This window comes from Ralstonia chuxiongensis, from assembly GCF_024158925.1.
Lineage (GTDB): Bacteria > Pseudomonadota > Gammaproteobacteria > Burkholderiales > Burkholderiaceae > Ralstonia > Ralstonia chuxiongensis.
Genome location: NZ_JAMYWC010000001.1, coordinates 917,442 through 929,205 on the forward strand (window position 1 = coordinate 917,442; position 11,764 = coordinate 929,205).

An 11,764-nucleotide genomic window follows, 5' to 3' on the forward strand; every position below is an offset into this window, starting at 1 on the left:
GACATTCAATCCGGCGCCGGGCATGTTGTTTTGGGTGACGGGCGTTGTAGGCCGATCGCCTCCCTCTGAAGAGTTACTCCCACACCGCCACCAACGCGCGCTAAAGAACCCGCGCGCCACCGCCGTTACCTGACAGTGGAGACAATCTCGGCAGGCCAGCGCGCAGCGGGATTGATATATCAGAACGGATACAACACAAGAGGAAGTGCCCCCATGCCATGGTTCGCCAGTCTCAAGTTGGGTCACAAGCTCATGGGCTTGTTGCTGCTCTGCGCAGCCACCACGGTGGTTGTTGGGGTGGTCGGTACCGTCAAGGTGCGTGAACTCGCCACCATGCAGACGATGATGTATGAGAGCGAAGTCGTGCCCATCCGGCAGATTGGCACCGCCGCGTGGCAAGCGGCTGCGCACTATCGACGGCTGTACGACTACGTTGTGAAGACAGACCCGAAGGGCCGCGAAGACACGCTGGCATTCAACAAGGGTGGCGAGGCCGCCGTCATCGCCGCGTTCGACTATGAACGTGCGCATCCGTTTGACGATCGGCAAAAGCAATTGCTGGCGGATTTTGATGCCACCTGGCCGGTCTATCTTGCTTCCGTGCAGAAGGTGGAAACCCTGGCGCGCCAAGGCGACCAGCCCGCTGCGCTTACCGAGATGCAAGCCAACACGGACGGCTTGCACGTGAAGATCCGCAAGATCCTGATCGAATTCTCCAACCTGCGCGATGCCTCGGCCAAAACACGCGCCGAAGCGGGCGTCGCACTCGTTGCCGGGGTCACGCGCTGGATTGTGGGTTGCGCGGCGGTGGGCGTGGGTATTGCACTTGCACTGGGCCTGGCCGTTACCCGATCGATCGTGCGGCAGATCGGGGGCGAGCCCGCGCAGGTTGCGCGTGTGGTTGCGCAAATTGCCGGGGGCGACTTACAAACACGTGTCGACACGCGTGCGGCCGACCGGCAGAGCATCCTGCATGCGGTCGTGCAAATGCAGGGCAGCCTTGCAGCGGTGGTCGGGTCCATTCGCACGAGCACAGAATCGGTGTCTGTGGCGTCGCGCGAGATTGCCAGCGGCAACATTGATCTGTCCTCGCGCACGGAGCAGCAGGCTGCCTCGCTTGAGCAAACCGCGTCGAGCATGACGCAGTTGACGCAAACCGTGAAGCAGAACGCAGACAACGCGCGCCAGGCCAATACACTCGCCGCGCTCGCCACGGAAAAGGCAGACGCCGGCAACGACGCCATGCAAGGCATGGTCAGCACCATCGAAAAAATCAGCGGCAGCTCGACCAAGATCTCGGAGATCACCGGCGTGATCGAGGGCATCGCGTTCCAGACCAACATCCTCGCGCTCAATGCCGCGGTGGAAGCCGCGCGTGCCGGAGAACAAGGCCGCGGCTTTGCCGTGGTGGCTAGCGAGGTGCGCAGCCTTGCGCAGCGCTCTGCGTCCGCCGCCAAGGAGATCAAGACACTGATCGGAGCATCGGTTTCGATGATTCAGGACGGCGCAACGCAAGCCTTGGCCGTCGGCTCCACCATCGGGCAGGTGAAAGACGCGATCAAACGCGTGTCCGACATCGTGGGCGAGATCACCGCCGCGTCGGACGAGCAGACGCGCGGCATCGAGCAAGTCCACACCGCGATTCATCAGATGGACGAGGTGACGCAGCAGAACGCCGCCCTGGTGGAAGAAGCCGCTGCGGCTGCGCAATCGCTGGAGGAACAGGCGGGCAAGCTGAAAGACGTCGTGTCGGTGTTCAAGCTGGTGGGGGCGGGCTGATAAAGTCCCCTCCTCTTTCTTGAAGCTCACCGATACAACGCGATGACGGTATCCCTAAGCCTGGACCCGCAGTTCTTCAACCTGCTGGCCGACAGCCATCAGCGGCTCGTTGGCGCGCCGCTGATCGACAACGGTATCGCGCCCGCCGATGCAGCCCGGTGGCTTTACGAAGACGCGCCCTTCTGCGTGCTTGCACACAACACCGATGCCGACCCGTGCTTCATCTATGCGAACCGGGCCGCGCAGCGCTGCTTTGAATATGATTGGAATGGCATCACGGCATTACGGTCGCGTTTTTCGGCAGAGCAACCGAACCGCGAAGAACGTGCGCAATTGCTTGAGTCGGTACGCACGCGCGGCTTCGCCACCGGTTATCGGGGCGTGCGCATCTCGCGCTCCGGAAGGCGATTCTGGATTGAAGGCGGCACCGTGTGGAATCTGATCGACAGCGATGGCGTGTACCACGGGCAAGCCGCGACCTTCCACCACTGGCATGACGTGTGATTTGCGGGGCTAGAGCGCGACCCGGCCCGCCGTTCTAGGCCTCAGAGCCTCGCGTTTGGTGTTGCGGGCCCGGCGTAGAATCCGTTCGCCAAGGAACCCGCCACGACCATGCTCGCTCGCACCATCGCAACGCTCTGCGCCATCGCGCCTCTCGCGGGGTGCGTCAGCTATCAAGACCCGCGCACGCCCGAACAGCAGAAGGTCGCGCAGCAGCGGGCCGCCAATGAACTGGTCGGCAGCTACACCATCACAGACAGCCGCAACGACGATGGCCGCGGCTATACGCAAGCCATCGTCAGCAAGCAAGACGGCTCAGATCAACTCAGCCTGCAGTTGGTGGGCCCTGCCACCGGCGCAATAACGTTGGCAGGCTCAGACTGCCGAGGGTGGTACGCCGAGAACCAACGCTACACCGCCATGCAGTGCGATGCGTTGACTGGCGAGGTCAACTTCTTCTCTCTGATGCGGCAGGCCAACCCAGACCCGGTGAACTCCGGCACCATGCCACCGTCGTTCCAGACGATGGTGGTTTCACAAGGCAGCTATCTCTTCGACATTGCAGACCGCAGCGGGCGGCATCACTATTACGTGTTGACGAAGACACCACTGCAGCAGATGCCCGAAACGCCCGGCGCAATGCGGCGATGGCCGGCACCGCGCTCAACGCAATAGACTCCACCGGCTGGTGTTCCGTCATCTCGCCGGCTTAGCATTCACAACACAACAACGTACGTTCAGAAGGGGTAGGAGTTGTCGAAAAAGATCATCTCGCTGGTCTTGGCCTGCGCTTGCAGCATGAGCCAAGCGGCCTTCGGACAAATCTCAATGGCAGCGCCCCTGACAGACGCGCCGCAAAACGAAGCGCTCCAGACGGAAGTCATTCAAGCGGGCACACCTCAAGCGGAAGCGCCCATGCCGGAAGCCCCGCAAGCCGAAGCGCCTGCCCCCGAGCCCACCCGAAGAGCGGAGCCCGTCGTCAAGGTCGAACTAAGCTACTGGGAAGCCGAAGGCCTGAGCGCGCGGATGCGCAAGGCGCGTGCGATCACGTTGTATTTGATGGACCCCGCCGTGGCATCGCTCAAGGCCGTGGACGAAGCGCAACTGAAAGACGCCGGTTGCGAATACAGCACCGAAGACGCCGCGCTCATCGCCAACTTTGCGGAATCCATCGAGCGCACCAGCGTGCGCAGCAACTCGTTCGTACTGCAGTTCGAGCCTCGCGAGGCCGTCTACCTGGCGCTTGGCGGCGGCAGCGAGATGAAGCTGCTGTTTGAGAAGACCTACCAGAATCAATCGGAAGTGCTGGGGCAGATCAATGGTCAACCGGTCACGGTCAGCAAGAGCCTGGTGGAAGGCCTGTACCGGTGGGCGGCGAAGGTTGACCGCGTCCGTCGCTGCGAAAACTTTGTAGGCAAGTACCGGTAAGCCCAGCGCGCCCCCGCCTTCAAAGCGCGTATGCCAACGGCCGCAGGTTGGCATCCAGCACGAACTGCTGACACACGCTCGGCGCCAGCGGACGGCTGAAGAAATACCCCTGAAAACGGTCGCACCCCAGGGCCGACAGGCGCTTGAGCTGCTGTTCAGTCTCCACACCCTCCACCACCGTCGACAGGTTCAGCGTCCGGCTCAGGCTCGCGATGCTGCGCACGATGTGTTCGTTGATGCTGCCCGCGCTCACATCTGCCAGAGAGCGGTCGATCTTCACGGTGTCCAGCGGCAGCTCGCGCAGGTAGTGCAGCGACGTATGGCCCATCCCGAAATCATCGAGCGCGACTTTCACGCCAGCCTCCCGCAACTGTTTCAGGTTGCCGATGGCGTTGATGTCCGGCAGCAGCATCGTGGATTCAGTGATCTCCAGTTCGAGCTGCGTTGGTGACAACCCTTCGCGGCGCAGGATGTCGATCACGTTGCGGTGGAACGCATAGTCCAGCAACTGCCGTGGCGACAGATTGACGGCGACCACGAAATCGTCCGGCAAGACATCGCGCCACGCAGCGCGCTGCTGACACGCCAGCGACAGGATGCGCAGGCCCAACTGGTCGATCTGGTCAATGTCATCGGCCAGCGCAACGACAATCGGCGGCGCCACGCGCCCCAGCACCGGGTGCTGCCAGCGCAGCAGCGCCTCGGCGCCAAACACGCGCCCGGTTGTGCAATCCACCTGCGGCTGAAACTCCAGAAAGATCTGGCCTTCTTTCTTGATGGCGCCTTCCAGGTCGCTGGCCAGCGCCACCGCCATGCGGCCCTCGTCGCCGGGCAGGTCCAGACACCGCCGGCCCTTGACGCTCACCTCGGGCGACTCGGCAATCTGCAGCAGAGAAGCCAGTACGTCCTGACTGCGCCGTGCGGACAAGACATCCGCCATGCGCACAAACGGAAGGTAGATTGCCGCGCCCGCCGCCAGGGCAATGAGCTGGACCACCGCGCCTGATACCGAGCCCGTGGCCGCGTAGCCGCTGAACAGCGCCGGCGTGGTCCACGCCACGCTGCTGTAGCCGGTCTTGGGCATCAGGTCAGCAACGGTGGCCGCATAAGCGATCAGAATCTGCACTACCGGTGTGAGCAGGAACGGAATGGCATAGACGGGGTTCAGCACCAGCGGCAGCCCGAACAGCAATGGCTCGTTCACGTTGAACAGCGCCGGCAGCATGACCACGAACGCCATCTTGCGCCCCCGCAGCGTGCGCCTGGACATGAGCAGCGCCAGGATCAGGCTGAGCGTGCCGCCCGAGCCACCCATGCGCGCGAATACCGCAAAGAAGTTGTCAGTGAACATGAACGGCGGATAGCCACCGCTGGCAACTGCCGCCGCATTGGCCTGCGCGGCGGGCTCCAGTATGTGTTGGTGGACGGCAAACAGCGCGTTCGGCCCATGGATGCCAAACAGCCAGAGCACCTGCGCCGCGGTTTCGTAGGCAAGCCCAAACAGCAGGCTGTTGGAGACCTCCGAATACGGCGCCTCCAAGTGCGTGCCAAATGCCGCCATGAGCTGCGGCCAACCCGCCCAGGCCATGGCGACCTTGAGCACCGCAAACGTCAAGATCGTCAGCATGCCGGCCGGCATGACCGACAGCACATCGCCCACCAGCAGATCGTTACTCAAGTGGTGGGACGGAATGCGCAAACGGCGGATGCCGCACAGCTTCAGAAACAGGCTGCCGCCCAGCGACGCGACCAGCAAAGCGCCAAACAGCCCTTGCCCGAGCGAGAGCGATGCCATCAAAGACGCATTCGCATCTGGCGCGATGAGCGTAAAGAAACACGACACCACCACCACCGCCGCCACGGTCGGGTTGACCACGCGATGCCCGGCGCGCTGGTTGTGCAGCTTCGCCAGCACTTCGGCAAACCCAAAGAGGGCGACCAGCGCGCCGATGCCGATCGTTCCGGCCAACACGCTGTCGCAAAAGACATCCAGCCGCGTGCCAAAGGCATTCAACAGCGCGTGGCGCATGCCGGCGGTGGGCGGGTTGCGCAAGAGCAGCGCCAGCGCGCCCACCATGATGAGCGGCAAAGAGAGCGCCAGCCCGCGCCGAACGGCAATGAAATACGGCCCGCGGTCGAAGCGCTCGGCAGCGCTCAACAACCTCAGCCAGGGCGATAGCGCCTGCGTCGTCATAGGACTGGATCTTGTTCGAGGTGGATCGGCAACATCCCGGGTAGCCCGGAGCGTTGCCTATCGGGCTATGCATCGTAATCGACACGATCTGGCGTGCGCTGAAGCGAAACCCCTTCCGCAATACGCAAAAATGCTCACCTGCCCATGGCAAGCTTTGTGCAATACCTAGGGGAAACCCGAAGTCTTGATGCGTCGCCGGGCCCCGGCGCGCACCACAACAAGGCATCGGCACCAACCTGGCGCCCGACCTGTGTACGGCGCGCCCCAGAATCTGCAACGATCTTGCTTATGTCGATTTCCATTCGTGCGCCCCGCACCGTGAAACTACCTGCACCCTTTCTGTCCCTGCTCCGCCTCGTGCGCGACCCGCATCGGCGCTATCAGCATGCGCGGTACATCCATGCCACGCGCGTCGGGCTGGGCGTGCTGCTCTCCATTGCCGTCACGTCCGGCTTCGGCTGGCCGCATGGCGAGTGGGCCACCATCTCGCTGCTGATCGTCATTGCCGGCCTGCAGCACCACGGCAACATCCGCAAACGCGCAGCCGAACGCGCCTGGGGCACCCTGATCGGCGCAGTGGCGGGCCTGTTGATCATCGTTCAGCAGACGTGGCTTGGGCACCTGCCGCTCACGTACGCACTCACGGCCATCGCCTGCGGCATCTGCGCGTATCACGCCATCGGCAAGGGCGGCTATATCGCGCTGCTGGCCGCCATCACACTGGTCATCGTGGTGGGGCATGGCGACAACAACCTGCTCGACGGCGCCTGGCGCACGCTCAACGTGCTGGTGGGGATTGCCATTGCGCTGCTGTTCTCGTTTGCGCTGCCGCTGTATGCCACCTACTCGTGGCGCTACCGGCTGGCCGATGCGCTGCGCGAATGCGCCCGCGCGTATGCCGGCCTCGGCCGCGCCGGTGATGCCCCTGGCGAGCGCAGCAAGCACCTCGGCAAGCTCAATACGCTGCTGGTGCAGTTGCGCTCGCTCATGCCGTCCGTGTCCAAAGAGATTGACGTGCCCGTGGAGCGGCTGGAGAACATCCAGCGCAGCCTGCGCATCTGCATCAGCACGCTGGAACTGCTCAATGCAACGCATGGGGCATTGGCTGCACCGAGTGCCGACGCCCTGCCCGGCGTGGGCGCCCGGCGCATTCGTGACACGCTGATCGGCATGTCGCGGGCATTGCGGTTCGGCACGGTGGCGCGCCTGGCACGGCCACGCGCGGTGGACCCCGCCGAGGCGAGCCCCACGGCCAGCTCACCAACGGTGGAAAGCGCGCTTGCAGAGGGCTTTGCCAACGAGATCGAAAACCTCCGACGGCAATTGCTGGCGATTGCGCCGCAGTGGAATATTGGGTGAAGCCGGGGCGCTGAGTATGCCGAGGGCGGCGCACGCATTGCTCAATTATTCTCAACTGCGCATGCTGGTGTGGTGCCAGGTGGGTAGACTGGCGCGTAGCCATAGTTCACGAGCCTTCGTGAAAAGATGGTCGGGGAGCCCCGGGATTGACCACCTCGGGGCTTTTTTTCGCCGGTGCGGAGCACCTTTCCATCGACTGGCCCTTCGGAGCAAGCGTCATGCGTTCGGGCTGGCGCACACGGCGCTGCTGCGAATTCTTATGCTGAAGCGGTAGCGACATTGCGAACGTCGCCCGTCACGCTTCTTACGGCGTGATCGAGCCCACAACGCCACAGCCAGCCCGCATGAAGGTCAATCACACCAGCGCTTCCCACAGTGCAGCAGTGCCAACCAGCAGCGCCCCCAGCACCTCTGGTGCACCCGCTATCGGCGCACTGGATCGTCGGCGTAGAGCGCCTGCCGATGCCCCCGATATGCCGCCGCCTCGCAGGCAACGGCTGAATACGGCAACCGCTTCTGGAAAGCCGGAATTCCGCCGCGTTCATCTTGCCAGCGTTGCTGCACCTGCCCGCAATCATGCGGGCGCTTCGGCTGCCACCGAGCCCCACGAGCCCCTGCTAGACAATCGTCCGACATTGGAAAGAATGGGCATCGAGCACCCGTTGTTGGGGCACTCGTGGTACGGCGATCCTCCGGACACTGCCCGTACCGCCGGCAAGCAGCCGGTCGTCCACGAGCGCGGCACGGGCCAGACAAGCCAGACTGCCAGCGGCCCCCAACTAACGCCATCTCAAGAGGCCGCCATTGAGCATGCCCGGTCACAGGTGCGCAGTACCCTGCAAGGGCCACTGACCAAGCTGCAGCAGGCGCTGGACAGGAATCTCGATTTGGAGATCGTCAAGTTCCCGATCAAGAAGGTGGACTGGGCGCTTGCGCCGCTGCTGATGGCTGCGGAAAACGCGCGCAATCCGGGGCTGAACCTCGTTGCCCTGCACATGGATACGGCAGAAGCCGGGTTCAATGACGACGACGACGATCTGCCACCCCTGGTGAATTCACACAACTTCGGGGCGTTTATCGGATCTGCGCCACCCGGGCGATACAGGGCCATCGTCAATGACGGCCCGCACACCAGAGCAGCCGATATCCGAAAAGACGCGCAAGGAACAACCGTGATCGTGGTCGACCCCTTACGCAAGGAAAAAGACGAAGCCGAATACGATCAGTACGCAGACAACATCAGCAGTGAAGCGGGTGAGCACGCAAAGTGTGCGTTCATCCCAGTGGACTTGCAGAAGTCCGCCTTTGGCTGCCGGATCTTCTCGATGTCGCTGGCCTTGAAAATGCACGCGCGCGAAGGCGACTTTTCGGCGTTGCATGATGCGTTGCGATCCGGGACAGACCCGACGCCGTTGGTGTCACGCGCTAAGACAACAGAAGAACTGGGTGCGTTGCTTGTCTTGGACGGGGCGCCGCTGATCGACGCCAGGATGATGAAGCACAGCCATGCCGGCAGTTCGGTCGAGCGCTACGTTGCAAGTCATCCGGATCAGTCGATGACACCCGTCAACAAGCGCAACGAGACCCTGCAGAGTAGAACGAGCCGGCATCTTACGGAACGCGAGGTTCTGGCACGCGTAGACCCCAACGCGACCATGCCGGTCGCTCCGACGAAAACAGCACGATTGAGTACTTCGATCGAGCACAAGCGTATTTCGATGATCGGCCGTGCGATCGCCTATCTGGATGGAGCACCGCCGCAAGCCGTGGCACACATGGCGCATCTCGTGGCGCGCGCCAGCCAGGAACTGGCGAAGCAATAGGGCCCGCCGGAGAAAGCTTTCTCAGCCCCGGTTATGCCTTCGACGCCATCGACTTGCTGAAGTAACGGGCACCGTGACCAGCGTGCCGGCGTGCACGCGTCAAGCTGCCAGCTTCACGTTCGGGGCAACGCTCTGCGCCTGCTCGCCTGCCGGCTGGACGGTCAACTGATAGCCGCGCGAGTAGACCGTCTTGAGCTCAACGCCGGTCGCCGGGCCGAAGCCCAGCTTCTTGCGCAGCTTGTAGATGTGCTGTTCGATCGATCGCTCTGCAACGCTGGCGTCCGTGCCCCATACCGCAGAGGCGATCTGCTGGCGTGACAGAAACGCCCCCGACGAAGAGAACAACAGCCAAGCCGTCGCAAATTCGCGTGCGGTCAGCCGAATCGGTACGCCGTCCAATGTCGCGGTGCGGGTCAGCCGACATAGACGGTAGGGCCCGGCCACCACCTGCGTATCGAGGGAGACCTGCGTCGACTTGCCGGCCCCGCGCAGGATGCGGCGAACACGCGCACACAGCTCCTCGGCGGTGAAGTGGCCAGAAATGATGTCGTCGATGCCGGCATCGAAAACGCCAAGCATCTCGTGGCGGCTGGCAAAGTGGCCAAACACCAACGTTGGCCGGCACATGCTGGCGTTGCGTTCGCGCCCCGTGAGCAACAGCCGGGCGGCCGTGCTGAACTGCTGCGCATCAATCATCAGCAACGTGAAGACCTCGGTATGCCCGGAGCGCATCAGCGCCAATGCGTCGTCGAATCGCACGCACGTCACGCCCTGCGCTGACAGGCAAGCCGCTACATAAGCAAAGCTCGCTGGGTTGGTGGTGAGTACGGCAAATTTCATGGCAAAGCACCCCGACGGCGCGGGGTCGATCAATACGTCCACCCCACTTGTTATGTTTCGCAACAGCATAACGTTCACAGTGTGTTCATCCATCGCTATGACTAGCGATGCGGCGCCGGGGGGGCGACCGACCGCGCACAATCAGCGGCGGCACGTGGTGCAACCGACGCGCGGGGTCGGCCCGAGACTTCGTTCAGGACGCGAAATCCGTGATCACCGTCACGCCGGCGCCCTCAAACCTGTTCATGTTGGTCAATGCCTCAATCGACGCGCTGAGGCTGATTTCCCTGCGGACCATTCGCCAAGGCTGCAGCTTGCCCGTGCGGATCATGTCGAGCATGGGGCCATAGCGATGCGCCTGCATGCCGTGGCTGCCCAGAATCTCCAACTCATGCGCGATCACTTTGCTCATGGGGACGGCCGGTGTCGTGTGATCGCCCAGCATCAGGCCGACCTGCACATGCTTGCCGCGCCGGCGCAGATTGCTGATCGAGTTGAAGCACGTGGTGGGATGGCCCAGCGCATCGAGCGACACATGCGCGCCCCCTTGCGTGATGGCCTTCACCGCCTCAACCACATCAGCCTCACGCGATGCGTTGACCGTGGCAACAGCCCCCACCGAACGCGCCAGCTCCAGCGCGCTGTCTGAAATATCGATGGCCACGACATTCGCGCCGATGGCGTTGGCAATCATGATGGCCGACAGGCCCACGCCGCCGCACCCATGCACAGCAACCCATTGGCCGGCAGAGGTCTTGCCCTGGTCGACCACTGCACGAAACGCCGTCACGAAGCGGCAACCGAGGCTCGCTGCCGTGGTGAAGTCCAGGTCGTCGGGCAGGCGCACGAGGTTCAGGTCGGCATAGCCAATGCCGACGTATTCAGCAAACGAACCCCAGTGCGTAAAGCCAGGCTGGAACTGTTGTTCGCACACCTGTTGATGCCCCGCGTGGCATTCAGGGCAGTGGCCACAGCCGCCCACAAACGGCACCGTCACCCGGTCGCCCACCTTCCAGCGCGTCACATCCGCACCCACTGCCGCAACCACGCCGGCCAGCTCGTGACCGGGCACGTGCGGAAGCTCGATATCGGCGTCGTGGCCCATCCAACCGTGCCAGTCGCTGCGGCACACGCCGCTGGCCATCACCTGCACGACCACGCCATCCGTTGCCGGAGCCGGGTCAGGAACGTTCATGTGCTTCGGCACGGCGCCGAAGGCTTCGTAGACTATGGCTTTCATGATTTCAACGCATCCCGTATGAACGTTGCAATATAAGCCGCAGTTGCCGAAAGTATCTTTCTAATTTGAGGGCGTTTCTGGAGTCTTACGAAGCGCTCTTTCTGATTCCGACACGCCGTGGAAAGGAGATTTCATGGAAGCACTGGACGCCATCGATCTGGGCCTTTTGGATCAACTCCAGCAGGACGGACGCGTCTCAAACGCCAAGCTGGCGGAGCGCTTTTCCTTGAGTGAAGCGTCATGCTGGCGGCGGCTCAAACGCCTGGATGATGCCGGCCTCATCGAGGGCTATCACGCGGCGCTCGACCGTCGCAAGCTCGGGCTCGGCGTGATGGTCTACGTGCAGATCATGTGCACCCAACACACCGAGGAGGTCACGGCGGAGTTCGAACGGCTCATCCTGGCCAGCCCCAACATCCTGGCGTGCGACAACACCACGGGCGAAGCCGACTACCTGCTCCAGGTGGTCGCCAACGATCTGGACGACTACAGCCGCTTCGTAGAAAAGGTCTTGAGAAAGCTGCCCGGTGTGTTTGGCGTACGCTCGAACATCTCGCTTCGGCAGGTGAAGTCGACCAAGCGGTTGCCGATTGTCTGAGG

At 62.9% G+C, this 11,764-nt stretch carries 10 protein-coding genes; 7 read left to right on the forward strand and 3 right to left on the reverse strand.

Going from position 1 to position 11,764, the window contains the following annotated elements; all coding sequences use genetic code 11:
- The first annotated feature begins 213 nt into the window (after positions 1-213).
- The 4 genes from NKG59_RS03980 (at position 214) to NKG59_RS03995 (ending at position 3,708) form a co-directional block, all read left to right on the forward strand.
- Positions 214-1,779 carry a methyl-accepting chemotaxis protein gene (locus NKG59_RS03980; RefSeq protein ID WP_253535450.1) on the forward strand — a complete coding sequence of 522 codons (1,566 nt, stop codon included), beginning with the start codon at positions 214-216 and terminating at the stop codon, positions 1,777-1,779.
- A 42-nt stretch (positions 1,780-1,821) separates the two neighbouring features.
- Positions 1,822-2,283 carry an MEKHLA domain-containing protein gene (locus NKG59_RS03985; RefSeq protein ID WP_253535452.1) on the forward strand — a complete coding sequence of 154 codons (462 nt, stop codon included), beginning with the start codon at positions 1,822-1,824 and terminating at the stop codon, positions 2,281-2,283.
- A 108-nt stretch (positions 2,284-2,391) separates the two neighbouring features.
- Entirely contained in the window at positions 2,392-2,955 is a 564-nt protein-coding gene (locus tag NKG59_RS03990) for a hypothetical protein (protein WP_045205471.1), read from the forward strand.
- Positions 2,956-3,108: 153 nt separating this feature from the next.
- Entirely contained in the window at positions 3,109-3,708 is a 600-nt protein-coding gene (locus tag NKG59_RS03995) for a hypothetical protein (RefSeq protein ID WP_253535454.1), read from the forward strand.
- A 19-nt stretch (positions 3,709-3,727) separates the two neighbouring features.
- On the opposite strand, the gene NKG59_RS04000 is transcribed toward NKG59_RS03995, so the two are convergent.
- On the reverse strand, positions 3,728-5,902 hold the full coding sequence (locus NKG59_RS04000; RefSeq protein ID WP_253535456.1) for a PTS sugar transporter subunit IIC/EAL domain-containing protein: 2,175 nt from the start codon (positions 5,900-5,902) through the stop codon (positions 3,728-3,730).
- A gap of 288 nt (positions 5,903-6,190) precedes the next feature.
- Here NKG59_RS04000 and NKG59_RS04005 point away from each other — a divergent pair, with 288 nt between their 5' ends.
- Together NKG59_RS04005 and NKG59_RS04010 are read left to right on the forward strand one after the other, a co-directional pair.
- Entirely contained in the window at positions 6,191-7,261 is a 1,071-nt protein-coding gene (locus NKG59_RS04005; RefSeq protein WP_253535459.1) for an FUSC family protein, read from the forward strand.
- A gap of 344 nt (positions 7,262-7,605) precedes the next feature.
- Positions 7,606-9,084 carry a YopJ family acetyltransferase gene (locus NKG59_RS04010; protein ID WP_045205475.1) on the forward strand — a complete coding sequence of 493 codons (1,479 nt, stop codon included), beginning with the start codon at positions 7,606-7,608 and terminating at the stop codon, positions 9,082-9,084.
- A 99-nt stretch (positions 9,085-9,183) separates the two neighbouring features.
- Here NKG59_RS04010 and NKG59_RS04015 read toward each other — a convergent pair whose 3' ends face one another.
- Together NKG59_RS04015 and NKG59_RS04020 are read right to left on the reverse strand one after the other, a co-directional pair.
- On the reverse strand, positions 9,184-9,924 hold the full coding sequence (locus NKG59_RS04015) for a response regulator transcription factor (RefSeq protein ID WP_253535462.1): 741 nt from the start codon (positions 9,922-9,924) through the stop codon (positions 9,184-9,186).
- Positions 9,925-10,117: 193 nt separating this feature from the next.
- Positions 10,118-11,164, reverse strand: coding sequence for a zinc-dependent alcohol dehydrogenase family protein (locus tag NKG59_RS04020; RefSeq protein WP_253535464.1), 1,047 nt, complete (start codon positions 11,162-11,164; stop codon positions 10,118-10,120).
- 133 nt (positions 11,165-11,297) lie between these two features.
- Here NKG59_RS04020 and NKG59_RS04025 point away from each other — a divergent pair, with 133 nt between their 5' ends.
- Entirely contained in the window at positions 11,298-11,762 is a 465-nt protein-coding gene (locus NKG59_RS04025; protein WP_253535466.1) for an Lrp/AsnC family transcriptional regulator, read from the forward strand.
- The last annotated feature ends 2 nt before the right edge of the window (positions 11,763-11,764 follow it).

Bases quoted from the DNA above. Each gene is read 5' to 3' on its own strand.
- NKG59_RS03980 (WP_253535450.1), top strand. From the start codon at position 214: ATGCCATGGTTCGCCAGTCTCAAGTTGGGTCACAAGCTCATGGGCTTG.
- NKG59_RS03985 (WP_253535452.1), top strand. From the start codon at position 1,822: ATGACGGTATCCCTAAGCCTGGACCCGCAGTTCTTCAACCTGCTGGCC.
- NKG59_RS03990 (WP_045205471.1), top strand. From the start codon at position 2,392: ATGCTCGCTCGCACCATCGCAACGCTCTGCGCCATCGCGCCTCTCGCG.
- NKG59_RS03995 (WP_253535454.1), top strand. From the start codon at position 3,109: ATGGCAGCGCCCCTGACAGACGCGCCGCAAAACGAAGCGCTCCAGACG.
- NKG59_RS04000 (WP_253535456.1), bottom strand. From the start codon at position 5,902: ATGACGACGCAGGCGCTATCGCCCTGGCTGAGGTTGTTGAGCGCTGCC.
- NKG59_RS04005 (WP_253535459.1), top strand. From the start codon at position 6,191: ATGTCGATTTCCATTCGTGCGCCCCGCACCGTGAAACTACCTGCACCC.
- NKG59_RS04010 (WP_045205475.1), top strand. From the start codon at position 7,606: ATGAAGGTCAATCACACCAGCGCTTCCCACAGTGCAGCAGTGCCAACC.
- NKG59_RS04015 (WP_253535462.1), bottom strand. From the start codon at position 9,924: ATGAAATTTGCCGTACTCACCACCAACCCAGCGAGCTTTGCTTATGTA.
- NKG59_RS04020 (WP_253535464.1), bottom strand. From the start codon at position 11,164: ATGAAAGCCATAGTCTACGAAGCCTTCGGCGCCGTGCCGAAGCACATG.
- NKG59_RS04025 (WP_253535466.1), top strand. From the start codon at position 11,298: ATGGAAGCACTGGACGCCATCGATCTGGGCCTTTTGGATCAACTCCAG.